The following is a 26,932-nucleotide window of genomic DNA, read 5'->3' on the forward strand; positions in this document are numbered from 1 at the left end:
GGATTTGTATGCCGTCCCATTACGCCATGCGCGAAGCGGTGAAGGTAAAATACTGTGCCGAACGGAAGAAAACACAATTAAAAAACCGCGGGGACCGCTCTCTTATTTTAAATAAAGCAGAGCGATCTCCACGGTTTTTTTGTTCTTCTCGGCAATAATGTCCCGGCGCGGGATGGGTTCCCAATCGTCGACGGCGTCGAGCCAAGTGGCAGGGAGCTTAACGGGACTGCCCGGCTGATGCTCGGCAATCCAGCCGGCGGGCAGGGGAAGGAGCGGATTGCTCTCCAGCTCCTGAAGCAGCGGGTGGCCGGTCATGACCAGCCAGACCAGGCTCCAGGCACGCGGGACGACCCTATAGATGTCGTATCCGCCGCCGCCGAGCGCAACCCAGCGGCCGTCACACCACTTGTCGGCCAGCTCGCGGATAAGCTCGGGCATTCTTTTGTAGATCCGCATGGAACAGTGTACGTGGGCCAGCGGATCAAGGGCATGCGCGTCGCAGCCGTGCTGCGACACGATGATATCGGGCTTGAAGCGCTCAATCAGCGGCACCAGAACCGCTTCAAAGCTTTCAAGCCAGGAGTCGTCTTCGGTGTACGGCTCCACCGGAACATTCACGCAGGTGCCGAAGGCTTCGCCCTCGCCCCGCTCCGTCACATCCCCCGTCCCCGGAAATAAATATTTCCCGGTTTCATGGATCGAGAACGTGCATACGCGCGGATCGCTGTAAAAGCTCCATTGAACGCCGTCGCCGTGGTGGACATCCGTGTCGATGTACAGAACCCGCGCGTTGTAGTGCTCGGTAAGATGGGCAATGGCGGCGGAAGCGTCGTTATAGACGCAGAAGCCGGCTCCTTTGCTCTGCAGAGCATGGTGCAGGCCGCCTCCCAGATGGAATGCGCGCTTCGCTCTGCCTGACATTACGGTGTCGGCGGCGGTTATGGAACCGCCGACTACCATGGAGGTGACGTCATGCATCCAGGCGAAATAGGGCGTGTCCTCGGTGTCCAATCCGTACTTGGCCGCGCTGTTTACCCACTCAAGCGAAGGGGAGAGTTCGCTAAGCGCTTTCACGGCATCGATATAAGCGGGTTGATGGACGCGGAGAAGCTCGTCATCCGTGGCTACACGGGGGTGCACGATTTCGGAGTCGTTCAGAGCTCCGGCTTTTCTGAGAAGGTCAATCGTGAGCAGCAGTCTTTTCGGATTAAACGGATGTTCCTCGTTGAACTTGTAGGTCGCTTCATGCTCGTTAAATACAAAAACCGATTCGTTCTTCATCTCGAGCTGTTCCTCCCGTAACCCAGGAAATGGTTCTTAATACATGAACCGTTGTTGAAAGCGGATGCGGTCGAACTGCTCGACGGAAGCGAGGGGAACTTTGCTTCCGATGCGAACCATCAGGCAGTTGGCCGGGTGCGAACATATTTCGGGATCGTCGGTGGCAAACCACACCATATCTACGCATTTCATCAGGTTTTCCATCATTTTGCGGTAATCCCATACACTGAGCCCGCTGCTTTCCAGGTCCCAATGCCAATAATATTCGGTCGTGAACGTAATGACGTTCTCAAGCTGACCGTCCGTAAAAGCGAGCCGGATCATCTTCTTGCCGAGTCCGAGAGCCCGGTAGCTGTTGGCCACTTCGATCGCCCCGAGTTCAATCAGGTCGGGCATATTGCCTTGGGACCAGCGTTCGATTTCATCGGGATAATGGAAGGTGACATAGCCTACAATCCAATCCCCGGTACGGGCGATAATAATGCGGCCCTCGGGAAGCTCCGCGATTTCGATCAGGGCTTCGTGCTGGTCTCTCGGCTTGCGGAAAGCGTCCAGATCGGCATGCATCTGAAGGCCGCGCAGGTGGTCAGGGGATACGGGACCCTCCACGGTGATCTCCGCATCCAGGCCAGGCGGTACGAAAGAGTGCGAATGATAAATTTTTTTATGGTCCATGAGAGGGAGTCTCCTTAAAAGCGGCGTCGGTAACGCAGTTCTCTCTATACTCTCTTATATCACATTTTTCGGCGAATTGAAAAGCAATAGGCAAACATAACCTGCTGTGATATAATATACATGGTGAAAAGTACGCTTTTCTTCCTGTCAGGCACAAAGCATTCAAAAAAGATTGAAAGCGTTTCAATTGTCGGGAGGTAGGAGAAATGAACCAATTAAAAGGTGAAGTGGTAGATGCGGTTTCACAAAACGGCAATCTAGGCGATTACGAGAAAGCCCGGGAATCGTTCAATTGGGAAGAGATAGAATCCAATTTTTCCTGGTTCGATACGGGCAAAGTGAACATGGCTTACGAAGCGATCGACCGCCATGCCGAATCTTCCAGAAAAGACAAAGTTGCCCTCTATTATAGCGATCAGAAGAGAGACGAGTCCTATACTTTCTCTCAATTGAAAACGACATCCAATCAATTCGGGAATGTGCTCCGCAAGCTTGGTGTGAATAAGGGAGACCGTTTCTTTATTTTCATGCCGCGTACTCCGGAACTGTATATGGCGCTTCTCGGAGCCATCAAGATCGGTGCGGTAGTCGGACCGCTCTTCGAAGCATTCATGGAAATGGCGGTGCGCGACCGTCTGCAGGACAGCGAGGCTGTCGCCATTATTACGACACCCGCACTCGTGGACCGAATCCCAACGGCCGAGCTGCCTAATCTGAAGCATGTCATTGTCGTTGGCGAGGATCTTGATCTGCAGGAAGGCCAAGTGGATTTCCACAAGGAAATGGCGCAGGCGTCCGAAGAACTCGACATCGAATGGGTAGACCGTGAAGACGGATTGATTCTGCATTACACATCCGGTTCGACAGGCAAGCCCAAAGGCGTTTTCCATGTGCATAACGCCATGGTTCAGCATTACTATACGGGCAATATTGTCCTTGATCTTAAAGAAGACGACGTGTACTGGTGTACGGCCGATCCAGGCTGGGTTACCGGCACATCTTACGGTATTTTCGCCCCTTGGCTTAACGGAGCTACGAACGTAATCCGCGGCGGACGTTTCAGTCCGCAGGATTGGTATAATACGATTCAGAAATACGGCGTGACCGTCTGGTACAGCGCTCCGACCGCTTTCCGTATGCTGATGGGTGCCGGAGACGATGTGGTCAAACAGTTTGATCTTTCATCGCTCCGTCATGTACTGAGCGTAGGGGAGCCTCTTAACCCGGAAGTCGTCCGCTGGGGGCTGAAAGTTTACGGCCAGCGTATTCACGACACCTGGTGGATGACCGAAACAGGCGGCCAGCTCATCTGTAATTACCCGAGCATGCCGATCAAGCCGGGCTCCATGGGACGTCCGATTCCCGGCGTGGAAGCGGCCATTATCGATGACAGCGGCAATGTTCTTCCGCCTAACCGGATGGGCAACCTCGCGGTCAAGACGCCTTGGCCGTCCATGATGCGCAAAATTTGGAACAACCCTGCGAAATACGAAGAGTATTTCAGAATAAGCGGCTGGTATATATCCGGGGACTCCGCTTACATGGATGAGGACGGCTACTTCTGGTTCCAGGGCCGTATCGACGACGTTATTAACACAGCGGGAGAACGGGTTGGCCCGTTTGAGGTGGAAAGCAAACTGGTCGAGCATCCGGCCGTTGCGGAAGCGGGTGTTATCGGCAAGCCGGATCCGATGCGCGGCGAGATTATCAAAGCGTTCATCGCGCTTCGCGAAGGGTTCGAGCCATCCGATGAACTTAAAGCGGACATCGCCAAGTTTGTAAAAGAAGGTTTGTCTGCGCACGCATCTCCTCGGGAGATCGAATTTAAAGACAAACTTCCTAAAACGCGCAGCGGTAAAATCATGCGCCGCGTGCTCAAAGCTTGGGAACTTAACCTGCCGACAGGCGACCTGTCGACGATTGAAGATTAAGAGAGGAAAGAGCGGCCGTCACGCCGCTCTTTTTTGCTCTGCAACTGCTTTTTTTCATGGGTTCGAATTCCGTTCTCATGCAAGTTGTGCGATTCCGCTTGATAGAAAAGCCAAAAGAAAAGCCCGGAGCTGCCAAGCAATCAAGCTTGGCAGCCTCACGGGCTTTTTTTAAAATTTATCCGGTGCGATCCGCTGACTTAACGTGCCGCATATTTTACCGCGGAAGACAACCGGGACTCTCCGGCATCATTCACGGCCGACACTTTGTAATACCCGTCGTGTTTGACGGACGAGATTGCGTATTCGGCAGAGAGAGCGGCATCGATCTTTTTGTAACTTCCGTCCGCTTTCTCGGCATAGTAGACATTGTAGCGTTTAACTTTATCTTTAGAAGAATTCTCGTTCCATTGCAGCTTCAAACCATTGCCGTTCCCTTTCGCGGTCAGTCCTGTAGGAGAGGACGGTGTCTGCTTATCCGATTCCTGGTCGGAACCGCCGTTCCCTCCGTTTTGGCTGCTTCCGTCTGACCCGCTGCCTCCTCCTCCCGGAACTAATCCGGAATCAATGGAGGAGTTGGAGCCCGTCGAAGAGGCTTTTCCGGGAGCGGATTCCCGTCCGGCTACGTCAACCGCCGTGACATAGTAAGATTGGGCGGAAGACGGGCTGACGCTGTCCGTAAACTTGCTGTCGCTTCCGGTCATGACAACCTTGCCCGTCTGCCGGATATACGGGCCGCCGTTGTCGGAACGGTACAGCCGATAGCCGACTACGTCGTTGTTCCCGCTTGGCTGGAACGTGATGACTACGGAGCCGCCCGATTTGGTTGCCGTCACTCTGGAAGGGGCGCTCGGATCGCTTCCGTCATCCTTGCGCGGATCGATCTCGGAAGGCGCGTCCTCGTCGTAATCCTTCGGTTTGTAGAAGCTGAGCGGACGGCGGTTTTTCGCCGGGAGTTTGTTCAGAACCGCCGACAGCTCTTTCAGCAGGGAATTGACCGACTTCTCGCGGACAATAACAAATTTCGATTTCACCATATCGCCCGGAGTCTGGTCCTGCGCAATATAGTTAATGCCGTTGTATTCGATAGTACTCATGGATTTCATCGAGTTATCGACGGTTGTAGGGATGTATTTGCGGTTAAACCAATCCGTCACCACGTGTCCGGACTGCCGGTTCAAATCGCTCGGAAGCTTGCCGGATACGTCGGAAACGGTCGCCTGAACGACCGTAGAAGGCCGTTTAAACGAGGTGTCCGGGAACAGCTCGGGTTTCTTCTCGACGGCGGCGTTCATAATGAGCGACCACATATTCATGGCACGCTGAGTCCCGGCTTTGCTCAGCTTATTCACCGGAAGCTCGTAACCCGCCCACACACCGACCGTAATGTTCGGGGTATACCCCATGAACCAGGCGTCGGCGTCATCCTGCGTAGAGCCGGTTTTGCCGACCACCGGTATTTTGCCGTAAAATTTAAAGCTTTTCTTGATACTTGTCGCCGTTCCTTCGGTAATAACGGTTCTCATCATGTCTGTAATCAGGTAGGCAGTCTCCTCGGAGAAGACACGCGTCGGCTTCATTTCGTGCTCATAAATCACTTTGCCGGTCGAATCCGTAATTTTCCGGATCATAAACGCTTCGTTGTACAGTCCTTTGTTGGACATGGCCGCATAAGCGCCGGTCATATCCTTGACGGTCACGCCGTATTTAAGACCGCCGATTACGCCCGTTTGAAAGGTATAATCGTCTTTATCAATCGTGGAGATTCCCAGTTTCTTGGCGAACGTCCAAGCTTCCTTAATTCCGACGGTGTCCGTGAACAGCTTGATCGCCGGGATGTTGTAGGATTGGTTCAACGCCTTGCGGGCAGTGATCAGACCGTTGTACTTGTCGTTCCAGTTCTCGGGAATGTGATAGCCTTTCCCGCCGTCCTTCAAAATTACGGGCGAATCGTCGATAACGCTGGCCGGCTGGATTTTGCCGGATTCCATGGCGGGAATGTACGCCGCAATCGGCTTCATCGTGGAACCCGGCTGCCTGACGGCCTGGATCGCGTTGTTCATCTGCGATTTGTTGAAATCGCGGCCTTCGATCATCCCGAGAACGGCGCCCGTTTTGCTGTCCATCATGACCGCTCCGACTTGTTCCTCGCCTTTTTTGGAATCGGTCGGGGAATAGTTCTTCGCTTCTTTGCCGATCGTTTGCATGGAGTCATAGATCGTTTTGTCTATGCTCGTGTAAATCTGATAGCCGCCGCGCAGAAGCTGTGTGTGCATGGCCTTGGATGCTTCGCTGTAAGCGGCCGCGTTTTTTTCGGGATCAAGGTCCGGACTCTGCTGCTTAAGAAGCAGATTGACAGCTTCCTTCTCGGCTTCGATCATGAGATAGGGATAGCTGGCATATGCTTTTTGCTGGCGCTGGGCAAGAGAAGCTTCAATATCGAAGGCGAGTGCCTCGTTGTACTGGGCTTCGTTTATTTTGTTCTCCTCGCGCATCCGCTTCAGCACAAGCTTCTGGCGGGTAATCGCGTTTTTGAATCCCGTCGGATTGGGCGCGCCGCTGCTTGTGTATGCCGAATAGTTGCTCGGCTGTTGGGGAATGCCGGCAAGGTAAGCGGCCTGGGCGACATTCAGCCGATTCAGATCGTCGATATTGAAGATGCCTTTGGCGGCCGCTTTAATTCCGAACAGGTTATAGCCGGCAGATCCGTTTCCGTAAGGGATTTTATTTAAATAGGCCAGCAGAATCTCGTCTTTGGATAAAAGTCTTTCCATCCTCAAGGACAGCAGGATTTCTTTGGCTTTACGCCCCGCATCCCGGTCCAATGTCAGAAAAACGCGTCTGGTCAGCTGCTGGGTGATCGTACTTCCGCCGGTTTGTACGTCTTCGTTCAGCAGTTTCTGCGTTACGGCACGGGATAAGCCTTTTAAGTCAACCCCGTTGTGTTTGTAAAAATCGTTATCTTCAATCGCGAGCACCGCATCAAGAACGACTTGAGGAATTTCTTTTAATTCGGCAAGCCGCCTGTCTTCTTCCGTACGAAGCTGTCCGATAACGGCATCGTCGTTAAAGTAGACAAAACCCGTGATGGCGTTCTCTTCGATTTTTTTGCGCATTTCCTCTTTATTCCGGACGGGTTCGTTTTTGACAAGAGCGCTTACGTAACCGAAAGCGGCGGCTCCTCCCATAATTCCGACAACAAGAAATGCCACAAACAACCACTTAACCGTATGAAAGGTGACTTTAAGCGTTTTTCGGACTCCCGGATTTTGTAAAAAAGAGAGTTTTTTTGCCATATTACCAGGATTCCTCCTTTAATAACCGCCTCAATTATAGCACAAAGCCAAAATCTTGAATACCGTCGTGACTTGGGTCCTAAGGACTGCGAATTGACACCGTTTGTTTCTTTATGATATAAATTTAGGGAACTGGATATTAATCAAAATGCGTCGATGGACTTCAGTAGCGGGAAGATGCAGGGAACAGAGAGCCGATGGCGGGTGTGAATCGGTGCCGGTCTCCTCAGCGAAATACCGTCCGGAGCAGAGATTGTGAACACGAGAGCAGCCGCCCGTATGATCCGGAACGGCTTGACGACCGCCGCCTGGACAGGATAGAGCGGAAGTTTCTTTCAGTAGCTTTCTTCCGGGATCTTTCCCGTTATCCGAATGAAGTGAAAGTGCCAGCCCGGCCCGTATGCCGGTGAAGGTGCTTTAATTAGGGTGGTACCGCGAGTTTAAAGCCTTCTCGTCCCTTGTGGACAGGAAGGCTTTTTGTTATGCAGCGAAAACTACAGCGACGAGAGGGATGGAAGCGAGATGACGATGAAAGACGTATGGGAAAAGTTGTCGGCCGAGCAGAAGGCCGAAGCGGAACGCCAGGTTGAGATCCTGCGCCGCGGAGCGGTTGAAATTGTGCCGGAGGAAGAATTGAAGCTGAAGATCGCCGAGTCCCTTGCGGACAACCGGCCGCTCAAAATCAAGCTGGGTCTGGACCCTTCCGCGCCCGATATTCATGTGGGCCATACCGTAGTACTTCACAAGCTCCGGCAGTTCCAGGAACTGGGACATCATGTGCAGCTTCTGATCGGAGACTTCACGGGCCGTATCGGCGATCCTACGGGGAAATCCGAGACGCGCAAGCAGCTGACGGAAGAAGACGTGAAGCGCAATGCGGAGACGTACAAAAAGCAGATCTTCAAGATTCTCGATCCGGAGCAGACTACCGTTTGTTACAACTCGGAATGGCTCAGCCCCCTGACTTTTGCCGATGTGGTGGAGCTGTCCGCCAAATTGACGGTTGCCCGCGTGCTGGAGCGCGACGATTTCTCCAAACGCTACACCTCCGGTCAGCCTATCCACGTGCACGAATTTTTCTACCCGCTTATGCAGGGCTACGATTCCGTTGCGCTGAAATGCGACGTGGAGCTTGGAGGCACGGACCAGAAATTCAATCTGCTTATGGGGCGCACCCTGCAGAAGGAGTACGGCGTACCGGCACAGGTCGCAATCATGATGCCGCTGCTTGAAGGACTCGACGGCGTAAATAAGATGAGCAAAAGCCTCGGCAATTACATCGGGATCGATGAAGCGCCTAACGAAATTTACGGCAAAGCGATGTCCGTTCCCGACGAGCTCATGCTGAAGTACTACGAGCTGGCGACGGATCTGAGCCATGACGAGCTCCGCGCGCTCCGTACGGGAATCGAAGACGGAAGCGTTCATCCCCGCGACGCCAAAATGCGGCTGGCCGCTACGTTTGTGCGCATGTACCACGGCGAGGAAGCTGCCAGTGAAGCGGAGCGCCACTTCGTCACGGTATTCCAGCAGCGTGCGCTGCCGGACGACATCGAGGAAGTCGAGCTTGCGGCCGGAGAGCTTGAAGAAGGCGGAATCCGCCTGGTGAAGCTGCTCGTAACGCTGGGCCTGCAGGCGACCAACGGAGAAGCGAAGCGCAGTATTCAGCAGGGCGGTGTCCGCTTGAACGAAGAGAAAGTAACCGACCCGAACGCGTCCGTAGAAGTGAAGGACGGCGATATCCTTCAAGTAGGCAAGCGTAAATTCGCGAAAATCAAACTAGCTTAATGTACGAGATAGGCTTTCCCCGCACAAACGGGGAGAAGCACAAAAAGAGCCCCGATCCGGAGATCGGGGCTCTTTTGCAGTCGAACCTGACGGTTGACTAGGAAAGACGGTTGTAGAACTCGACAATTTGCTTCTCGTCGATCTCTTGCGGAAGCTCGGAACGCTCCGGCAGACGAACGTATTTACCTTCCAGAGCCGCTTCGTTGAATTCAACGTAAGCCGGGAGGTAGTTACGGTTAGCCAGTGCTTCTTTGATTACGGAGAGACCGCGGCTTCTTTCACGAAGACCGATCACGTCGCCGGTTTTAACCGAGTAGGAAGCGATGTCGACTTTTTTGCCGTTTACAGTCACGTGACCGTGAGCAACAAGCTGACGCGCGCCTGCACGGGAGTTGGAGAAACCAAGACGGTATACGAGGTTGTCCAGACGGCTTTCAAGAAGCTGCATGAACGTTTCGCCCGTAATTCCTTTTTGCTTTGCAGCAAAGCTGTAAAGGTTGCGGAACTGCTTCTCGTGTACGCCGTACATGAGGCGAAGCTTTTGTTTCTCTTGAAGCTGCATGCCGTAGTTGCTCAGCTTCTTGCGTTGTCCCGGGCCGTGTTGACCTGGAGGAAACGGACGCTTGAGTTCTTTGCCGCTGCCGCTCAGAGAAATACCGAGACGACGGCTAAGTTTAAATTTAGGACCTGTATAACGTGACATATGGATGTTACCCCTCTTCAAATGTTATTTTGGATAGATGGGCAGATCACGTGATAGTTTCGCCGGCGGACGCGAAGGGCGTCCTCTGAGAAGCTTGTTCAGCCGCAGGCTAATCAGCAGCGAAGCTATAGAGGGTGAGTCACGAAAATCTCCCGACAACCTTTTGTACTCGACTACTTATTTTATGCAAAAAAAGGGCATATGTCAAGCGCGGCACTCTGTATAAACTCTTGGAAAAGATAGTGCATAACTACTAAAAATTTAGTATCATTAGGAGTATACTTCTTAATTATTCGGAAGTGGAAAAGGAGTTGTCTATGAGCGACAAACTTCACCACCCCTTACCGTACTATCCCGTCGAAAACGCGAAAAAGCTTGATGAATCAAGCCTGGAGCCCTATGTTCTCCATCTTGGCAGGCAGGGCGGCGTTCTGTCGCAGCGCGAAGAACTCTATCAGCTTTTCAAAGATTGGATAGGTCGGTCGGCTCGGTACCTGCGTAAGTTTAATGGTTCTTTGGAACTATTTGATTCTTTCGGTCAAATCATCGGATTTTATACCGCGGAAAATTTTTTGCACCCTCTATACCGGGACGGAACAGCATGGACGGAGGAGCTGCTCGAACAAACCGCTTTCTCGCAGTGTAAGCGCCACCAGAGACTGGTTACCGTCGACGGTTCCCAATATAACGAAGGGGCGCTGCGCGGCTGTGTGACCTGCGCCGCTCCGCTGTACAGCCCGTCCGGAGAATATGTCGGAACGATCGGCATCCTTGCCGGCCCGGTTCAGGATCACGCCCTGCTGGAAGCGCTGCTCGAGTCTCAGATCCTGTCGCTGCAGCAGTACAGCATGAGCGGACATTCCGCCCGCACGGCGCTCGCCTTGTCGGGACAGGTCAACCGCAGCGAGCGGGAGCTTCGCAAATGGGAGATGCTGTTCGAGATGACGAACAAGCTGCATGCGCAGATCGACGTTAATGCCGTTCTTACGGTCGTGATCGATTGCATCCAGGAGCTGTATCCTTTCGTCATGCTGGATTTGCTGCTTTCGCAGGACCATCATAACGGGGCTCTTCCCTTCAAGCTTCTCCGCTACCAGAGCGGCGAGGAAGACATCTGCGCCAAGGCATTTCTGGAAGGCGAGCTGTTCGTCTACGAAGAAGATTTGGGAGACGGAATCCGCCGCAGGGAGATTGCGGCGCCTCTTTCGGGAAATCAGGGTGTATACGGAGTTCTTCATCTTAAATATACGTGCGATACGGTCGATCCGGCGGAGCTTTCCTTTATAACTCTGCTCGCGGACGCGGCCGGCACGGCGTTCGAGAATGCGAAACTCTACGAGCATTCCAATCTGCTGGTCAACGAGCTGCGGCTCATCAACGATATGACCCAGAAGCTGACCCAAAGCTTGAGCCTTCACGAAATCTTCGATTTCGCCTGCGGAGAACTTACGGATATCTTCAAAGGGGACTTCTGCTGCATTCTCCAGAAGGAAGAAGAGAAGGATCAGCTTGTCGTCAAAGCGAGCAACTTCAATCCGCTGCATTACGAGCATCTCGAACTGGGGACAGGCTACTCGGGGCTCGTTTACGACCGGAAGGAAGCCATCATCGTTTCGGATTACGATCCGCGATTCCACGTTTCATCGAAACTGATGGAATTGTCGAAATCGAGATCGTTGATGGCGGCCCCGATTCTTGGAGGGGGAGAAGTGCTTGGCGTTATTCTGGTCGCTCACCTCGAGCCCCACTATTTCTCCTACGATAACTTCAAACTGTTACAGGCGCTCTGCAGCCATATCGGTCTGGCCATCACGAATGCGACTTTGCATGCGGAGCTCCAGCGGTTGGTCATTATGGATCAGCTGACCGGCTTGTATGCGCGTCATTATTTGAATAACCAGGTACAGGAGATGCAGAAGAAAGATTTCTGCGGCTCCCTCATCGTAGTGGATATCGATTATTTTAAACAAGTGAACGATACGTACGGCCATCAGGTCGGAGACCAGATTCTTATGCAGGTCAGCGGTATTCTGGCTTCAAGTATCCGCGACTCGGACATCGCTGCCCGCTGGGGAGGTGAAGAGTTGGCTGTTTATTTACCGAAAGTCGGAAAACAGCAGGCTCTTCGCGTAGCAGAGAGAATCCGGGAAAGAGTCATGAACGAGACGCGTCCGGGAGTAACGGTGTCCTGCGGGGTTTCGGACTGGTTCTGGGAAGATGATAAAATCAGCGTGGAATCCCTGTTTTACAAAGCCGATATGGCCTTGTACCAGGCCAAGCACGATGGCCGGAATCAAATCGTTATGGATCAAAGCCGCTCCTTCACCTCGTGAGGAGCGCTTTTTTTATGCCAATAGGAACCGAGTCTAGATGTTTGTCTAGGTGATATGGGCCCGCTTAAGATTACATTTATTACCGTCAGAAATGCCTCGTGCGGCTATTCCGCCTGTTAAAAGTGTACAAGCCGCGTAATAATGGGCCTCGCGGTTTACATCATCCCAGAAAATGTTACAATAAAAATGTCAGGAGGATGGCGAGTTTGAAATGGCTTACATTTATTCGTACCAAACGATTTATTTATGGGATGACGATAGTGCTGGTTATCATTGCCGTTCTTTCGATCCTCTATAGAAAATCGGCCTGGAGGCATACGGGCGCGTCTATGGAGCAATTGACTCCATGGCTTATTTCGCTTGGCATGCTGGGCAAAACTCTGGGTATAGCCTTGGTCTATCTGCAAACCTTGTTCCCCTTCGTGCCGTTCGTGCTCATAGCGGGCGCCAACGTCGCGCTGTTCGGAATCAAATGGGGGTTTGTGGTGAATTACGTGATGTCGGTGCTGGGCAGCGTGACGGCGTTTATTATCGCCCGCTATTTCGCCCATGACTGGGTCGAAAGAAAACTGAGCTCCAAGCCGCTTGTACAACAGTTTAACAGGAAACTGGAGCATCATGGTTTTTTGTACATCCTAATGGGGAGGCTAATTCCCGTTATTCCTTCATCAGCCATCAGCTTCGGCGCCGGCGTCACTTCGGTAACGTTTCGCCAGTTTGTACTGGGGACGATAATCGGCAAAATTCCGATGGTGCTGCTGGAATCCCTGATTGCCCATGATTTATTTCATTTCAAAGCCTATAAAGGCAGATTATTCATTCTGCTCGCCATTTTTGTCATTCTGATGGCACTCGGCAGTCTGTTCAAAAAACGGCTGGATGCCCGGAAACAAGACAAACCGTCTTCGTAAGCCGGGGAATACAGAACCAACCGCTCATTTCAAGGAGGAAACGACATTCATGCGCGACCCTAGAATTCAACAGCTTGCGGCCAATTTGGTCCAATATTCGCTTGATGTTAAACCGGGAGAAAATGTATGGATCGAGATGTACGGTTCCGAACGGGAACTCGTGCGCTGCCTGATCGAAGAAGTTTATGCCCGCGGCGGTAAGCCTTACGTGGATCTGATCGACCGGCGCGTGCTCGGCTCCCTGATTAAATCCGCTACGAAGGAACAAATGCAGGAGTGGGGAGAAGCCGATCTTGCCCGCATGAAAAGAATGGACGGTTACATAGGAGTAAGAGCGGGGGAGAACGTGAACGAGTGGGCGGATGTGCCCGAAGAGCAGATGAAGCTCTACAGCCTCTACTACCAGAAGCCGGTTCATCTGGAGCAGAGAATCAAGCACACCCGCTGGGTGGTTCTCCGCTATCCGAACGCTTCCATGGCGCAGCTGGCCAGCATGAGCACGGATGCTTTCGAAGATTTCTATTTCGACGTGTGCAATCTCGACTACGGCAACATGGACGCGGCGATGGACCCGCTGAAGGCTTTGATGGAGCGGACCGACAAGGTGCGGCTGGTTGCGCCCGGTACCGATTTGACTTTTTCAATCAAAGGAATTCCGGCGATCAAATGTTCCGGTCAAAATAACATACCGGACGGAGAATGCTTTACAGCGCCTGTCCGCGATTCCGTAAACGGGACGATCACGTTCAACACGCCGTCGATTCAGTCGGGCGTTACATTCGATAACATTTCATTCCGTTTCGAGAACGGCAAGATTGTGGAAGCGACAAGCAGCGACACGGCGCGTATTAACGAAGTTCTCGATATGGATGAAGGAGCCCGTTATATCGGAGAGTTCAGTCTGGGCTTTAACCCATATATCCAGCACCCGATGAAAGACATTTTGTTTGATGAAAAGATCGACGGAAGCTTGCACTTCACCCCCGGACAAGCCTACGAAGAAGCGGATAACGGCAACCGGTCCTCTCTGCACTGGGATCTCGTTCTGATTCAGCGTCCGGAGTACGGCGGCGGCGAAGTGTGGTTTGACGATGTGCTTATCCGCAAAGACGGACGTTTTGTGATTCCCGAACTCGAGGGCCTTAATCCCGAAAATTTGAAATAAGCGTTTAGAATGCGCAATGGAAAAAGTTGTTGCGTGTAAGGGGTTTCATCGTGTAACATGGAACTATATGACGACGTTGAACCGTATAGGAGGAATGCTTCATGCCAAGTGCCAACAATGCAGCGATTGTGGAAATTTCCCAGACTGCGAATCAGTTCAGATCTTCCATCGTACTGCAATACGATAACAAGTATATTGACGTTAAGAGCATTCTGGGTCTGTTCACGACGCTTCTGAGCTCCGGCAACTATGAACTTCATGTTCACGGACCGGATGCGGATGAAGCCAAGAAAGCAATGGCCGAAGTATTCGCCAAGCATCAGCTGGCCATTCAAATCGTGGAAGACTAATCCGAGAAATAAGGGCGTCCCGCATGCGGGGCGTTTTTTTATATTGGTTTGAAAAGGAAGGCAAAGGCCCTTTCTCTTGTAACTTGGCTTATTTTCGTCTATATTAGACTTAAGGCGTAGGAATCTGTACAGGGGGGAAAAGGAGTATGTCTTCATCGGATTTGCTGGTGAGTATGAACCAGAAAGCACTTAATCTTCTTGAAGAAGATGCATATAAAATCGAAAAACTGATCGAAATTCAAATGGAAAACTTGACGACTCGTCAATGCCCTTTGTACGAAGAGGTGCTCGATACACAGATGTACGGATATTCGCGGGAAATCGATTTCGCAATCCGTGCAGGACTTATTCCCGCCCATGTCGGCAAGGAACTGCTGAATAAGCTGGAGCGTAATTTGGCGAAATTGTATGAAGCCTTAAATAAAAAGTAACCCACGTCAGGCGGGTTACTTTTTTTGTTGATTCTATAAGGAAGTTCAAGTTCACTAGACAAGGAAGAAGACCACACCGAGGATCAGGTACACCGCCAGCAGGAGGACCCCTTCATACCAGTTGGAGGAACCGTCCTGGGAGATGGATTTCGAAATAATAACGGCTACTCCGATGGCAACCAGCTCGTAAGTGGTGAAGACGATGTCCATTGTGTTGCCCATGAAGAAGCTCGAGAAAATAAGAACGGGAGCTACGAATAAGGCAATCTGGAGCGAACTCCCGACCGCGATCTCTACGGCGGCTCCTATTTTATTCTTCAAAGCCATCATAACCGCCGCGCTGTGCTCGGCCGCATTCCCGATAATCGCAATAAGGAAGGCGCCGACGAACAGTTCGGAGAGTCCGAATTGGGAAGTGAATTCTTCCAGCGTTCCCACGAGCCACTCACTTTCGAAGCCCACCATAACCGTGGCGAGAATAAGGAAGAGGATCGACGTCCGTTTGGACCAGGCCGGCTCGCTGTGTTCGACAACTTGATCGGAGAGCTCTTTCTTGTGCGTCACCATCGAGAAAATGAGCCACAAAATGTAGGCTACAATCAGGACGCCGGCCACGATCAAGCTCATCTGCGTCGTTTCTTTCTGGGTCAGACTTTTTGCAAACACCGCCGGTATGAATAACGCGATCACGGCAAGCGTCATCAAGGAGGCATTATGCGAGGCCAGCTTGATGTTGAAATTTTGTTCTTTAAACTTCAGACCGCCCGCCAGCACGCTCGCTCCAAGAACGAGTAGAAGATTACCGATAATGGCTCCCGTTAAACTGGCTTTTACGACATCGAACATGCCGTCTTTAACGAGAAAGAAGGCAATGATAAGCTCCGCCGCATTCCCGAAAGTCGCATTCAGGAATCCCCCCATCCGGTCACCGGCGTAGTGGGCGACACTTTCGGTCGCTTTTCCCAGGAATCCGGCCACGAACAGGATAGCCAGACACGAGATAGCGAACTGGATCGTCGTGCCCCAGTGCATATAATGCGCGACGGCACTAAGTGCGAATGTGACTATTAAACCGATGTTGAACAGGTTTTTTCTCAAAAGCTATCCCTCCGCTTAAGGCTAAGTATCTTACAGGTATGTACGCTCTAAATAATATACCCACAAATGGCAATGTTGTAAAATGAGATTTCTTCGCCCTAGAAAGTAACCGCTTCCTCCCGTCTGTGACGCATTCGGTTGCTTTCTCTATTGCCAGCAATTACAATAAGGATAACGATTGCTGAAGGAGTGGTTCGGATGGTCGAAGAAATTCAAACGGGTAACATACGCATTTCAGACGATGTGGTGGCTACAATTGCCGGCCTCGCCGCTTTGGAAACACCGGGAATCGCCGCGATGTCCGGCGGAATATCGGAAGGATTCGCCAAACGTCTGAGCGGTAAAAATGTTCAGCGCGGTGTCTCTGTAGAGGTCGGACAAGTGGAAGCGGCCGTCGATCTCCGGGTCATCGTCCTTTACGGAAGCAAAATCCAGGACGTATGCAGAGAATTGCAGCTTAACGTGCGCGAAGCGGTGGAGAACATGACGGGACTCCGGATCGTAGAGGTAAACGTTAAAGTGGAAGGCGTTTCTTTCAAGGAAGACGAAGCCGTCTCGCTTGACGATCCGACCCGCGTGAAATAATCCGATTCCGGCCCGTCTGCCGGATAGCGTACATACCAAAAAAGGATGCCCGGGGGCATCCTTTTTTTTCTTATCGCACGGACGGGCGGATTAAGGGAGAGGATGCTTCTAGCGGTATACCCGCGTAGTCTGCGTAACCTTCTCGACCTTCTCCTTCTTCTCCAGCCGGTTCTGCTCGCGGGAAAGGCTGAGCATGATCCCCATGCTGATCAGCGTGACCATCATGGACGATCCCCCGTAGGAGATAAGCGGGAGCGTTACCCCGGTCATCGGCAGCGTTCCCGTTACACCGCCGATGTTGATAATGGCCGTAATCCCGATCATGGTCATAATGCCTACGCCGGTCAGCATCCCGAACCGGTCCGGGCACCGGACGGCAATGACCAGTCCGCGCCACAGGAAGATGATGTAGACCAGAAGGAAAAGTATGCTGCCGATCATGCCGAGCTCTTCGCCGATAATGGCGAAAATAAAGTCCGTATAGGGCTCGGGCAGATAGAGCTTCTGAATGCTCTGCCCGAAACCGGCTCCGGTAATTCCGCCATGCCCGAAAGCGTAAAGAGACTGCATGACCTGAAAACCGCTGTCCAGCACATCGTCTTTGGGATTCAAGTAAGCACTGAACCGTTTCATCCTTAGACCGACATGATCGGAAGCGGATTTAAAATTAAACAGAAAATAGAAGCCGAGAAACACCGTGGCGGCCAGTCCGCCTGCCACCCCTAAGGAAAACAGATGCTTCACACGGGCGCCTCCCACGAAGATCACCACGCTGGCGCAAAGGATAAGAATAGCGGCCGAACCGACGTCCGGCTGGAGGATAATCCAGAAGGCGATAAAAGCCGTAATGACAACAGCCGGCAGAAGGCCTTTTTTCATATCCTGAATATTGTCGCCCTTCTTGCTGATCAGCTGTGCCAGGTAAACGATGACAGCGAGCTTGGCAAATTCGGCGGGCTGAAGGCTGAACGTTCCGAGCGGGAGCCAGCTTCTGGAGCCGTTAATTCCTTTGAAAAACAGGACGGCTATCAGCATGGCAATCACCACGAAAAAGCCGGGCTTGACCCAGTTTTTCAGTTTGCTGTACCGGATATTCATGCAGAACAGCATCATGAACGTGCCGACTACGGCGAATAAAATCTGTCTGGTCGCAAAATACCAAGGATTGTTGAATTTGGTCGATGCGTATACCGAGCTGGAACTGAAAACCATCACGAGGCCGAAGCAGACCAACGCGAAGGTCAAGAAAAGAAGCAGAAAATCTGGCGTTCCTCTGCGCGGGGTACTCAAGAGAGTCTCCTGTTACGCCAACAGTTGTTGAAGTTGGGTCAACTTCTGCTTCGCTTTGTTCAAAATCGCGTCCGGAATCGGGGATTCATAGTCGAGACCGTGCGGGAATGTAGCTCTTCCTATGTATGCTTCTTCGATGTACAGAATCGCGTAAGGAGATTCCAGCTTGCCGGATTCGGCACGTGTGTTTACACGCAGGTAGTAGTCGGATTTTGTCGTCGGGTCTTCCATTTTCAAATCATAAGTCGCACGGGTATATTCCCACTGCCCACGTACAAAACCGAGTTTGGTTGTTACTTCGTCGAGGTGGGCGAGATCGCTTTTCAGGCCTTTAAACCCTTTGGTTTCAATAATCAATTCAGACGCCTCCAATTTCTATGCATTCTTTAACCATGATAGTATGTTTCCCTAAGTCTTGCAAGTAAGAGCAAACCCGGAATCGTGTAAAATTGTTGTCGGTTTGGCGATGAAAGACGTGGGAGGATTTGGTACAATGAAAGGAAGAATCGTATCAAACACGTGGGCGGGGTGATACCTTGATCAGACAAGGTGAGGAACTGGATAAAGAATGGGAAGCGATGTACGAGACGATGGTGTCCTGGAGAAGGTATCTGCATCAGCATCCGGAGCTCTCTTATAAGGAAGTCAATACGGCGGCGTTCGTAGCGGAAAAGCTTACCGATTGGGGGCTCGATGTCCGCACGGGGATGGGCGGTTACGGGCTGATCGCCGATCTTCAGGGAAACGCTCCCGGACCTACGGTCGCTCTCCGGGCCGATATGGATGCACTGCCGATACAGGACGAAAAACAGTGCGGCTACGCATCGAAGGTTCCGGGCATCATGCATGCTTGCGGACACGATGCGCACACGTCCACTCTGCTTGCCGCCGCGAAAATATGGAGCACAAAAAAAGAGCGGCTGAAGGGCAGAATCCGGTTTATTTTTCAGCATGCGGAGGAAGTTACCCCCGGCGGGGCCGCTTCCATGATAGAGGCGGGCGCCCTTGATGGGGTGGACGTAATATACGGTGTGCATTTGTGGACACCCTTACCGGTTGGGGTAGTCGGATCGAACCCCGGAGCGATGATGGCCGCAGCCGATGAGTTTCATTTTGAAATCCGGGGCAAGGGCGGCCACGGGGGGATGCCTCATCAAGCGATTGACAGCGTTGTCATCGGTTCCCACACAGTCGTGAATTTGCAGACCATCGTCAGCCGGACAGTAAGCCCTATCGAGTCCTGCGTGGTCACGATCGGTTCCATAAACGGCGGAACCAACTTCAATGTTATTGCGGAAACCTGCAAAATGAAAGGGACGACCCGGACGTTCGATTCCGTTCTGAGGCTGCAGGTAAAAGAAAGGGTCGAGGATATTGTAGCTTCGACCTGCAAGATGTACGGAGCCGAGTCGGTCATGGACTACCGGCTGGGGTATCCGCCGCTGGTCAATCACCCCGCCGAGTTCGAACGGTTCCGGGAAGTCGCCTCCGGCATGCTTCCGGAAGACCGTGTTCTTACGATCGAGCCGGTAATGGCTGCGGAAGATTTCGCATATTACCTTCAGCAAGTGCCGGGCTGCTTTATTTTCGTGGGAGCCGGGAACGCGCAGACGGGTGCGGACTATCCGCATCATCATCCGAAGTTCGATCTGGATGAACGGGCGATGCTGACCGCCGGCAAGCTGCTGACGCGAATGGCTCTGCATGTTTTGGACGAAACGGGGACACGCTAATTCCAGCCCTAACATAACTTGCCGTCATGCAAGTGAAGGAGGAATTCTTCGTGCCCACAGTCAGAGATGTCATGTCTACCGACTGCGTAACCGTAACGCTGCAGGATAACGTCTATGAAATCGCGGTTAAAATGAAACAGCACGATATCGGCTTCATTCCCGTCGTGGAAGGAAGCAAGCTGATCGGCGTCGTAACCGACCGGGATCTGGTCGTCCGCGGCTATGCCGAGAAACACAGCGGATCCACGGCCGTTAAGAAAGTCATTTCCGAAAACTTGACGACGATCTCGCCGGAAACGGATGTTCAGGAAGCGGCCAAAGTGATGGCCCAGCATCAGGTGCGGCGCCTTCCGGTCGTCGAGGACGGTAATTTGGTCGGCGTTATCGCGATCGGAGACCTTGCGGTCCGGGATAAGCTGGAAGACGAAGCGGGAGAAGCGCTGAGTCGTATTTCGGAAGGACGGAGCACGTCCTCGAACAAATGAATGCTGCTTGACAGCCCGAAAAGACGCACCGGCATCCGGTGCGTCTTTTCGGGCTGTCAAGGCTATCCGGCTTTGCGGTAGCCGGCCTTCTTGGCGTCGTTCTCCGTGCAGAACATGGCTTCCGCCTGTGTCTGCTCGTAGGATGAGCTCCCCGGAACGTGATAGATTTTATCTTTCTTCGAATTGATATTGCCTTTGATTTGAGGATCGGGGCAGGCCGCCGTTTGATTGGCAGCTTCCGGATTTTTGCCGGAACCGCCATTTGGGGAATCGCCGGTTTTGGCGGGAGATGAGGGGCTTTTGGCGCCCCAAAGGCCTTTGTTTTGGGACCGGGCTTCCCGCTCCGCTTTTACAAAACGATCGGAGAACATCACATTGGGCTGAATGGTCATCACGTTGGCATACCCCTCTTGGAGGAGAAGTTCGTTATACATGACGGACTCCCCTTCAATAAAGACGTACCGGAGCAGCCGGCCGTACTTATCGGTATCTCCGGCATCGTTGAACAGATAGACGGTTGTTCCGGTCAGCCGTTTTTTCGTATAGTCGGACGCTTCCTTGCCGTAAGTTTCGACAGGGCTGTTCGGCTTGACGGTTTCAGGCGTGTTGCAGCCGATCAGCCGCACTTTATCCCCGTTTTCCAGCTCGAACGTATCGCCGTCCACTACTCGTTTGACCTTAGCTGTCGTCATTTTTTGCGTTTTCAGCTCGGGATAACGGGCGAGGACGGTTTCTTTAAACGATCCGGAATCCGTTTTTGGTTGGGCGGACACGCAGGCCGCAAGAAAAAGGGCGGTAAGAATAAACAGAAGAAGCGCTTTTTTTGTGTTCATGAGATCAAATCCTTGTTGTGGTTTAGATGCCCCTTTTCGGGAAAAGGAACCTAGCCATTATACAATGCTCCGAAATGGAGCACAAATGATGCAGCAACGTTTATTTCTCGGAAGTTCCCTTCATACTAGGAATAGTGAAGAGGGAATTCGGTTAAAAAAAGGAGGCCTCGCCGTGAATCCGGCATCTGACAATGCGCTCATCGTTCAACAGGACCTTACTGTGCTGGCGGAAGCGGATCATGAGCGCTTCGAGTCGATCCGTGCGGAGTTGGTGCTTTTCGCGGATCTCGTTAAAAGTCCGAAGCATCTGCATACCTACCAAATAACCCCCCTGTCCCTGTGGAATGCGGCGGCTTCGGGCCTGCGCAGCGGCGATATTATCCGCTTTCTGAAGCAGGAGTCCAAATACGGGATTTCCCGCCGCATGGAGGATGAACTTACCTCCATTCTGGACCGGTATGGACTGCTCCGGCTCGTTTCCGACAAGGGGAAGCTGTATCTCCAATCCGCAGACACGGAGTTGCTGGCCAAATTGGGCGGTTTGAAACAGTTTCAGCGGTTTTTCGACCGGGAAGACGCAGATCCCGCGGAAGCCGTGCAAAGTTCCGCACTCGCAGTCCGGCCGGATATGAGGGGCGTCATGAAGCAGGAGCTGACGCGGCTCGGGTATCCGGTCATTGATATGGCCGGTTATCACGCGGGAGAAGAGCTTCCGGCGGAGCTAAAGGGAGTGGAGCTGAGAGATTACCAGCGCCAAGCGGTAGAGTGCTTTCATCCGGCCGGCGGTTCGGACGGAGGCAGCGGAGTGCTCGTTCTGCCCTGCGGAGCGGGAAAAACGGTCATCGGCATCGCCGCGCTGACAAAGCTAAGCTGTGCGGCACTGATATTGACTACGAATGTGACATCCGTCCGCCAATGGATCAAAGAGATTCTGGGCAAGACCAGTCTGGACGAATCACGCGTCGGCGAATACAGCGGGGACGTCAAGCTGGTTAGACCCGTCACCATCGCCACGTATCAAATTCTTACACACCGGCGTGAAAAAGGCGGCGAACAAGCTCATATGGAGCTGTTCAACAGCCGGGACTGGGGGCTCATTATCTATGACGAGGTGCATCTTTTACCCGCTCCCGTTTTCCGGGCGACCGCGGATATCCAGGCGACCCGTCGGCTCGGACTGACGGCAACCCTGGTGCGCGAGGACGGACGCGAGGAGGATGTTTTTTCGCTGATCGGCCCCAAACTGTTCGATATGCCCTGGAAGCGGCTGGAGCAGGAAGGATGGATCGCACGGGTAACCTGTACGGAGGTTGGCGTGGAGATGGAGACCGGTGAGCTGCAAAACTATTACGAGGCGGACAAAAGAAGCCGGTTCCGCATAGCCGGGGAAAACTCCCGTAAATTTCTGGCGTTAACGCGTCTGCTGGCCCGCCATGACGGAGAAGCGATTCTCATTATCGGCCAATATCTGGACCAGTTGAAAGAAGTCGCCCGGAAATTAACGATTCCGCTTATTACCGGCGAAATGCCGCAGGTGGACCGGCAGCGGCTCTATGACGCTTTTAACACCGGCCATGTCCGGATTCTCGCTGTTTCGAAAGTCGCCAATTTCGCCGTCGATCTTCCGGATGCTTCTGTCGCTATCCAGCTTTCGGGAAGCTACGGTTCCAGGCAGGAAGAGGCTCAGCGCCTCGGGCGCATACTCCGGCCCAAAAAGGGGAGAAACGAGGCTTTCTTTTACACATTGGTCAGCAGAGGGACGAGCGAGCAGGAGTATGCGCTTAAGCGGCGGATTTTTCTGCTCGAGCAGGGGTACGAGTACAGGATAGAGGAGGGCGGGAGCGATGAACTATGCGCAAATACTCGATAAAATGCCGCCGGCCGTTTCCAGGCAGCTGCTCGGACAAGAGTGGATAAAAAGCGCGGCGGCGCATGGTATGGAGGCCCGGGAAGCTTTCGGAAATGAGGAGGTGCTCGGAAAGCTCCGGGCAACTCTGCAGTCCGATGAGGAGAAGCTGCTTCGGCTGATCGTCGTCCGTTTCGGCAGCCGGCCTTTTACACCTGCCGAACTGGAGAGGGAAACGGCGGACTGGGCGGCGGCTTTGGTTAAAACGGCTCTCACGGGTCTGCGCAGCCGGGGGCTGATCGCGGCGTTCCGCAAATCGTGGGGCGACCGGCTGTTCCTGCTCCCGCAGGACGGTCTGCGGGGGTGGCAGGCCGTGTTTTTTGGGCCCGGCTGTAATGGAGTCGGGCGCGGCGGCGGAGCGGGCAGCCCGTGGAATATCGGCAGCGGCGATAATACCAAGCTGCGGCAGCTTTACGAACAGGGAGACAAGCCGCGTCAGGGACTGCCGCTCGACTTGTTTCTCCTGCTCAACTATGCGGATCAGCACGAGCTGCCGCTTACCCAGCGCGGGGCTTTGCACAAGCGCCACGTACAGAGAATGACGGCGCTTCTCGGTTTTGACGAAACCGACCTGGCCGGCTGCGGACTCCAGTTCGCTCATGCCGATACCTATCCGGTATCGCTGGCGGTAGCCTTGGATTTTTTGCAGCGGCTGGGGCTTCTGTACCGGAGCCGGGACCGGCTTGTTCTGCACAAGCCCCGGCTTCGTGACTGGCTCGCCGCGGACGAGGCGCGTCAAACGGACATGCTGTACCGGCTTTGGACGGAACACCGTTTTCCCGAAGAAGCGGATCTGCAGCATGCGGTATGTCTGCTCGACAAGCTCGCCGTCGGCACCAAAATACGGCTGAGCCGCTTGGCGGCCGAGCTGAACAGGCGGGAAACGCTGACCGGAGGAGAGGAGGAGGGAGCGCGTTTTTCTCTCCGGCTGGTTCAGAAATGGCTTCAGCCTCTGCGGGCGTTCGGATGGCTCGAATGGGAGCCGGAAGACAGCGGCGACGTATCGGTCGGCTGGCTTTATCCCGTACGGTGCGAACAGAGAGCGAATGAGGAGCGGAAAACAGCGAAACCGTCCGCCTTTTTGTATGTACAGCCGGATTTCGAGGTGATGATCTCGCCGGAATGCCCGTTTAAGGTACGCTGGGAAATCGCCCGTGTCGCCGAGCTCGTGAAAAGCGACCGTATGGCCGTGTACCGCTTGACCAAAGAAAGCGTCCAAAGAGGGGCGGATCACGGAACTCCTCCGGAACAGGTCTTGGAACTTCTCGAAAGTCATGCCCGCCACGGTGTGCCGGAAACCGTAAGGCTTACGATTACCGCATGGGGCGAGCAGTACGGCCGTGTCGTGCTCGGCGGCGTGACTCTTCTGCGCTGCGCGGACGCACAGCTTGCGGAACAAATCTCGCGCCATCCCAAGATCGGGAGGCTGCTGCTTGAGAAAATCGGGGACGCTGATTTTATCGTTCCGGCAGGCAAAATGACCGACATGATGAAGCTGCTGGACGCAGCGGGCTTTTCTCCCCGGCAGGCGTCTGATTATCAGGCTGAAGAGGAAGCGCCGGGTCCGGATGGAGAAGCCGAAACGGAGACGCTGAAAGGGATTGTGTACGATCAGGACCCCGTCCAGTACCTGGAACTGGATACGCGCCTGCCTTCCGCGGAGGAAATGTATCCCGGAATGCGGGATATTCCGGCGGTCTGGTATCGGGACAGCAGGGGATACCATGCGTCGACCACTCTTAAAATCGTTCGGCAGGCGATTTCCTGGGGAGCCCCTGTTTTAGCCGAGGTTGAAGGCAGTGCAGCGGCGGTATGGATCCCGCGCAGGGCCGTAGAACGGGGAGATGAGCTAATCCTCGAACTGTCGGACGGCGCAGGGAGAAACAGAACGGTTCAAGCCGGCCGGATCGGCCGCATCCGTATCCTTTTGCCCGGATTATCCGGTACTTAAATTTGTTAAACTTGATTTATGGAAAATTATGTAATATAATTTGTTTCGTGCGAATCATTTCTTTGTTTTTAAACACCGGGACGCCTGCAAACGGTCTTTTTTTTCTGAGGAATCTCCAACAAAAGTCACCCCGGATGCTTTTAAAAATGGAGAAAGTCCTAGGGAACTGTGATATGATAGGGGGAGTACGCAGGAAACACAAAAGGAAGTGATCGATTGTGAGTGTGGCGGAAGCCAAGACAATGGATATGTCGTCCATTCTTATGGGCGCGTATCAGGTGGGCGATCTCATTAACAACTCTGCCGAAGTGGCGGATTATCTATATTGGAAGCAGGCGGTGGAACAGGATTTCGAGGCGCAGAGGCTCGTGAGAGAGTTCAACAAAGCCAAAGATTTGTTCGAGGAATGCGAGCGTTTCGGCCATTTCCATCCCGATTACCATGCCGCACTGGAGAAAGTCCAGGCCGTACAGTCCCGGCTTGAGCAGGTGCAGAGCATAAGCAAGTACAAGGAAGCGGAGGAACGGCTTGACCTGTTGCTGTATACCATATCGAAGACTATCGCGACTGCCGTATCCGACACGATCAAAGTTCCCGGCGGACTCGACAACGGATCGGGCGGAGGCTGCTCCAGCTGCGGATCGGGCGGAAGCTGCTCCAGCTGCGGTTAACCTCCGCAGGGAACCGGACAAGCGGAACCGGGGGCTTAGCCCCCTCAAGGTTTCCGTGCCAACAGCTTTGACAATTCGAACGTCTCTTGACGGGGACGATAATAGCCGATTTTCTAAAAAAAGCCGTGCCTGCGGGTTATTCCCGCGGACACGGCTGCTGTTTAAGTAAGTTTGAAGTCGGCTTGAATGGAGCCTACGACGGTGCCCTGCCAATTCGTGACCTTCGGCTCGCGGAATTCCGCCAGGGCCTCCATCTCGCGCGCATGAAGCAGACCAAGCTGAACAAGGGCTTCGAACATGGCGCAGTAAAGCGCTCTCTGGGCGCCGTCCTCGATCTTGAGGACAAGGCCCAGTCCTTCATCGGGCACGGTAACGGCGAAGAGGCCTTCGGCGCCCATCTTCCCGATGATTCTGCCGCCGGTCGCCTCGGCCAGCCGCGTGTCGAAGCGGTCGCTTCCCGCGAGGTAGGAAGGCTCCCGCCGGATGGCCGCAATGATCCGGCGGCACGCGTCGGCGCGTTCGGCGGAGAGGCCGTCGGGCTTGCCGAGCCGCGCGTAAGCGAGCGCGAGGCGGTCGATGGCCAGCCCGAACACGGGCACGCCGCAGCCGTCTACGCCCAGAGGAATCTCCTCGGGGGCAAGGCCCGCCATTTCGGCGACGGCCCGGAGCATCTGGCGCTGCACGGGATGCTCGGGCGACATGTAATGCTCGGCGCTGACGCCGAGCTTAGCCGCCAGAGAGAGCATGCCGGAGTGCTTGCCGGAGCAGTTGTTGTGCAGGGGCGTAGGGGCTTCCCCCTCCTGGCGCATCTGCCGCGAAGTCGGCTTGTGGAACGGATAGTGCGACCCGCACTGCAGATCGTCCGCTTCCGCGCCCGCTTTGGCCAGAATGGAACGCGCCGCGCGGACATGCTGGTCTTCCCCGTTATGGGAAGCGCAGATCAGGGCGATTTCGGCGTCGGTGAAGCCGAAATCGGAAGCCGCGCCCGATTCCAGAACGGGCAGCGCCTGAATCAGCTTTGCGGTGGAACGCGCGAATGTAACCGCATGCGGATCGCCCAGGCTGTGAAGCAGGCGGCCCGTATGATCGACGACAGCGATATGGCCGCGGTGAATACTTTCAGTGATGGGCCCGCGAATGACGCGGGCAATGACAGCCGAAGAAGCCGACATTTAGGATCATCTCCAACCCGTAAAATAGAATTCAGTTTATCAAAAGCGAATACTGCTAAAAGGAGTCAAACGACATGATAACGGAGCGAACCGGACTAATCATATGGGTGACTGATTTGAAAGCCGCCAAAAATTTGGAGCGCTTCGGATCGGTGCACTACATGTCCAAGAAAATGCACTATGTGGTGCTGTATATTCATGCCAGCCGGTATGACGAAACCGTACGCCAACTTCAGAAGCTGGCTTACGTACGCAAGGTGGAGCGTTCTTACCGCGGTGAAATTAAAACCGAGTACGAAAGCCACGGACCGGACAAATCAAAATTTTACACACTGTAGAGCAAAAGC

23 protein-coding genes and 1 other annotated feature are annotated in these 26,932 nt (G+C 53.5%); of the genes, 14 read left to right on the plus strand and 9 right to left on the minus strand.

All coding sequences use genetic code 11. The annotated features are described in order from the left end of the window. Positions 1–102: 102 nt before the first annotated feature. Both ACI48J_RS09080 and ACI48J_RS09085 read right to left on the minus strand, forming a co-directional pair. Positions 103–1,281 (minus strand): acetoin utilization protein AcuC, encoded by a 1,179-nt coding sequence (locus ACI48J_RS09080; protein ID WP_405082537.1) that lies wholly within the window; start codon positions 1,279–1,281, stop codon positions 103–105. 36 nt (positions 1,282–1,317) lie between these two features. Beyond that, a complete protein-coding gene (locus tag ACI48J_RS09085; protein ID WP_405082538.1) occupies positions 1,318–1,956 on the minus strand; it encodes a GNAT family N-acetyltransferase in 639 nt (212 codons plus the stop codon). A 206-nt stretch (positions 1,957–2,162) separates the two neighbouring features. Here ACI48J_RS09085 and acsA point away from each other — a divergent pair, with 206 nt between their 5' ends. Continuing rightward, a complete protein-coding gene (gene acsA, locus ACI48J_RS09090; RefSeq protein ID WP_326052485.1) occupies positions 2,163–3,887 on the plus strand; it encodes an acetate--CoA ligase in 1,725 nt (574 codons plus the stop codon). A 197-nt stretch (positions 3,888–4,084) separates the two neighbouring features. On the opposite strand, the gene ACI48J_RS09095 is transcribed toward acsA, so the two are convergent. Beyond that, positions 4,085–7,180, minus strand: coding sequence for a transglycosylase domain-containing protein (locus ACI48J_RS09095; protein ID WP_405082539.1), 3,096 nt, complete (start codon positions 7,178–7,180; stop codon positions 4,085–4,087). Between the two features lie 144 nt (positions 7,181–7,324). Further along, positions 7,325–7,642, plus strand: a binding site (T-box leader). Positions 7,643–7,708: 66 nt separating this feature from the next. Here ACI48J_RS09095 and tyrS point away from each other — a divergent pair. Further along, the gene (gene tyrS, locus ACI48J_RS09100; RefSeq protein ID WP_405083196.1) at positions 7,709–8,968 is read left to right on the plus strand and encodes a tyrosine--tRNA ligase; all 1,260 of its coding nucleotides are present in this window, start codon (positions 7,709–7,711) and stop codon (positions 8,966–8,968) included. Between the two features lie 97 nt (positions 8,969–9,065). Here tyrS and rpsD read toward each other — a convergent pair whose 3' ends face one another. Continuing rightward, the gene (gene rpsD, locus ACI48J_RS09105) at positions 9,066–9,671 is read right to left on the minus strand and encodes a 30S ribosomal protein S4 (protein WP_405082540.1); all 606 of its coding nucleotides are present in this window, start codon (positions 9,669–9,671) and stop codon (positions 9,066–9,068) included. A gap of 317 nt (positions 9,672–9,988) precedes the next feature. Between rpsD and ACI48J_RS09110 the strand changes: the two genes are divergently transcribed. The 5 genes from ACI48J_RS09110 to ACI48J_RS09130 all read left to right on the plus strand — a co-directional run bounded on the left by ACI48J_RS09110 (position 9,989) and on the right by ACI48J_RS09130 (position 14,861). Further along, the gene (locus ACI48J_RS09110) at positions 9,989–12,004 is read left to right on the plus strand and encodes a diguanylate cyclase (RefSeq protein ID WP_405082541.1); all 2,016 of its coding nucleotides are present in this window, start codon (positions 9,989–9,991) and stop codon (positions 12,002–12,004) included. Positions 12,005–12,201: 197 nt separating this feature from the next. After that, entirely contained in the window at positions 12,202–12,915 is a 714-nt protein-coding gene (locus ACI48J_RS09115; RefSeq protein WP_405082542.1) for a TVP38/TMEM64 family protein, read from the plus strand. A 49-nt stretch (positions 12,916–12,964) separates the two neighbouring features. Beyond that, positions 12,965–14,080 (plus strand): aminopeptidase, encoded by a 1,116-nt coding sequence (locus ACI48J_RS09120; RefSeq protein WP_217557714.1) that lies wholly within the window; start codon positions 12,965–12,967, stop codon positions 14,078–14,080. A 101-nt stretch (positions 14,081–14,181) separates the two neighbouring features. Then, the gene (locus tag ACI48J_RS09125) at positions 14,182–14,430 is read left to right on the plus strand and encodes an HPr family phosphocarrier protein (protein WP_009672583.1); all 249 of its coding nucleotides are present in this window, start codon (positions 14,182–14,184) and stop codon (positions 14,428–14,430) included. Positions 14,431–14,576: 146 nt separating this feature from the next. After that, entirely contained in the window at positions 14,577–14,861 is a 285-nt protein-coding gene (locus ACI48J_RS09130) for a YlaN family protein (RefSeq protein ID WP_326052479.1), read from the plus strand. Between the two features lie 54 nt (positions 14,862–14,915). On the opposite strand, the gene cax is transcribed toward ACI48J_RS09130, so the two are convergent. Then, a complete protein-coding gene (gene cax, locus ACI48J_RS09135) occupies positions 14,916–15,959 on the minus strand; it encodes a calcium/proton exchanger (RefSeq protein WP_009672652.1) in 1,044 nt (347 codons plus the stop codon). 198 nt (positions 15,960–16,157) lie between these two features. Between cax and ACI48J_RS09140 the strand changes: the two genes are divergently transcribed. Beyond that, positions 16,158–16,544 carry an Asp23/Gls24 family envelope stress response protein gene (locus tag ACI48J_RS09140; RefSeq protein WP_326052477.1) on the plus strand — a complete coding sequence of 129 codons (387 nt, stop codon included), beginning with the start codon at positions 16,158–16,160 and terminating at the stop codon, positions 16,542–16,544. A 108-nt stretch (positions 16,545–16,652) separates the two neighbouring features. Here ACI48J_RS09140 and ftsW read toward each other — a convergent pair whose 3' ends face one another. Together ftsW and ACI48J_RS09150 are read right to left on the minus strand one after the other, a co-directional pair. After that, entirely contained in the window at positions 16,653–17,834 is a 1,182-nt protein-coding gene (ftsW, locus tag ACI48J_RS09145; protein ID WP_326052476.1) for a putative lipid II flippase FtsW, read from the minus strand. Positions 17,835–17,846: 12 nt separating this feature from the next. Then, the gene (locus ACI48J_RS09150; protein WP_405082543.1) at positions 17,847–18,191 is read right to left on the minus strand and encodes a YugN family protein; all 345 of its coding nucleotides are present in this window, start codon (positions 18,189–18,191) and stop codon (positions 17,847–17,849) included. 179 nt (positions 18,192–18,370) lie between these two features. On the opposite strand from ACI48J_RS09150, the gene ACI48J_RS09155 reads away from it, so the two are divergent. Continuing rightward, positions 18,371–19,567 (plus strand): M20 family metallopeptidase, encoded by a 1,197-nt coding sequence (locus ACI48J_RS09155; protein ID WP_405082544.1) that lies wholly within the window; start codon positions 18,371–18,373, stop codon positions 19,565–19,567. Between the two features lie 50 nt (positions 19,568–19,617). Beyond that, entirely contained in the window at positions 19,618–20,052 is a 435-nt protein-coding gene (locus tag ACI48J_RS09160; protein ID WP_009672601.1) for a CBS domain-containing protein, read from the plus strand. A 62-nt stretch (positions 20,053–20,114) separates the two neighbouring features. Here ACI48J_RS09160 and ACI48J_RS09165 read toward each other — a convergent pair whose 3' ends face one another. Then, the gene (locus ACI48J_RS09165; RefSeq protein WP_405082545.1) at positions 20,115–20,885 is read right to left on the minus strand and encodes a thermonuclease family protein; all 771 of its coding nucleotides are present in this window, start codon (positions 20,883–20,885) and stop codon (positions 20,115–20,117) included. Between the two features lie 172 nt (positions 20,886–21,057). Between ACI48J_RS09165 and ACI48J_RS09170 the strand changes: the two genes are divergently transcribed. The 3 genes from ACI48J_RS09170 (at position 21,058) to ACI48J_RS09180 (ending at position 25,413) form a co-directional block, all read left to right on the plus strand. Beyond that, complete coding sequence (locus ACI48J_RS09170) at positions 21,058–22,755, plus strand: DNA repair helicase XPB (protein ID WP_405082546.1); 1,698 nt, start codon at positions 21,058–21,060, stop codon at positions 22,753–22,755. Then, positions 22,730–24,742 (plus strand): helicase-associated domain-containing protein, encoded by a 2,013-nt coding sequence (locus ACI48J_RS09175; protein WP_405082547.1) that lies wholly within the window; start codon positions 22,730–22,732, stop codon positions 24,740–24,742. Before ACI48J_RS09170 ends, ACI48J_RS09175 begins: the two co-directional genes overlap by 26 nt. Positions 24,743–24,960: 218 nt before the next feature. Beyond that, complete coding sequence (locus ACI48J_RS09180) at positions 24,961–25,413, plus strand: YlbF family regulator (protein WP_326052469.1); 453 nt, start codon at positions 24,961–24,963, stop codon at positions 25,411–25,413. Between the two features lie 161 nt (positions 25,414–25,574). On the opposite strand, the gene ACI48J_RS09185 is transcribed toward ACI48J_RS09180, so the two are convergent. Next, positions 25,575–26,585 carry an asparaginase gene (locus ACI48J_RS09185; protein WP_405082548.1) on the minus strand — a complete coding sequence of 337 codons (1,011 nt, stop codon included), beginning with the start codon at positions 26,583–26,585 and terminating at the stop codon, positions 25,575–25,577. Between the two features lie 74 nt (positions 26,586–26,659). On the opposite strand from ACI48J_RS09185, the gene ACI48J_RS09190 reads away from it, so the two are divergent. Beyond that, the gene (locus tag ACI48J_RS09190) at positions 26,660–26,923 is read left to right on the plus strand and encodes a YlbG family protein (protein ID WP_009672616.1); all 264 of its coding nucleotides are present in this window, start codon (positions 26,660–26,662) and stop codon (positions 26,921–26,923) included. The last annotated feature ends 9 nt before the right edge of the window (positions 26,924–26,932 follow it).

Origin of the sequence: Paenibacillus chitinolyticus (assembly GCF_045038035.1) — a bacterium.
Classification (GTDB): domain Bacteria; phylum Bacillota; class Bacilli; order Paenibacillales; family NBRC-103111; genus Paenibacillus_F; species Paenibacillus_F chitinolyticus_A.

What these genes read in the sequence shown, in the direction of transcription:
- ACI48J_RS09115 (WP_405082542.1), top strand. Translation starts at nt 12,202, where the DNA reads ATGGCGAGTTTGAAATGGCTTACATTTATTCGTACCAAACGATTTATT.
- ACI48J_RS09140 (WP_326052477.1), top strand. Translation starts at nt 16,158, where the DNA reads ATGGTCGAAGAAATTCAAACGGGTAACATACGCATTTCAGACGATGTG.
- acsA (WP_326052485.1), top strand. Translation starts at nt 2,163, where the DNA reads ATGAACCAATTAAAAGGTGAAGTGGTAGATGCGGTTTCACAAAACGGC.
- ACI48J_RS09120 (WP_217557714.1), top strand. Translation starts at nt 12,965, where the DNA reads ATGCGCGACCCTAGAATTCAACAGCTTGCGGCCAATTTGGTCCAATAT.
- ACI48J_RS09185 (WP_405082548.1), bottom strand. Translation starts at nt 26,585, where the DNA reads ATGTCGGCTTCTTCGGCTGTCATTGCCCGCGTCATTCGCGGGCCCATC.
- tyrS (WP_405083196.1), top strand. Translation starts at nt 7,709, where the DNA reads ATGAAAGACGTATGGGAAAAGTTGTCGGCCGAGCAGAAGGCCGAAGCG.
- ACI48J_RS09110 (WP_405082541.1), top strand. Translation starts at nt 9,989, where the DNA reads ATGAGCGACAAACTTCACCACCCCTTACCGTACTATCCCGTCGAAAAC.
- rpsD (WP_405082540.1), bottom strand. Translation starts at nt 9,671, where the DNA reads ATGTCACGTTATACAGGTCCTAAATTTAAACTTAGCCGTCGTCTCGGT.
- ACI48J_RS09125 (WP_009672583.1), top strand. Translation starts at nt 14,182, where the DNA reads ATGCCAAGTGCCAACAATGCAGCGATTGTGGAAATTTCCCAGACTGCG.
- ACI48J_RS09130 (WP_326052479.1), top strand. Translation starts at nt 14,577, where the DNA reads ATGTCTTCATCGGATTTGCTGGTGAGTATGAACCAGAAAGCACTTAAT.
- ACI48J_RS09080 (WP_405082537.1), bottom strand. Translation starts at nt 1,281, where the DNA reads ATGAAGAACGAATCGGTTTTTGTATTTAACGAGCATGAAGCGACCTAC.
- ACI48J_RS09190 (WP_009672616.1), top strand. Translation starts at nt 26,660, where the DNA reads ATGATAACGGAGCGAACCGGACTAATCATATGGGTGACTGATTTGAAA.
- ACI48J_RS09165 (WP_405082545.1), bottom strand. Translation starts at nt 20,885, where the DNA reads ATGAACACAAAAAAAGCGCTTCTTCTGTTTATTCTTACCGCCCTTTTT.
- ACI48J_RS09175 (WP_405082547.1), top strand. Translation starts at nt 22,730, where the DNA reads ATGAACTATGCGCAAATACTCGATAAAATGCCGCCGGCCGTTTCCAGG.
- ACI48J_RS09085 (WP_405082538.1), bottom strand. Translation starts at nt 1,956, where the DNA reads ATGGACCATAAAAAAATTTATCATTCGCACTCTTTCGTACCGCCTGGC.
- ACI48J_RS09095 (WP_405082539.1), bottom strand. Translation starts at nt 7,180, where the DNA reads ATGGCAAAAAAACTCTCTTTTTTACAAAATCCGGGAGTCCGAAAAACG.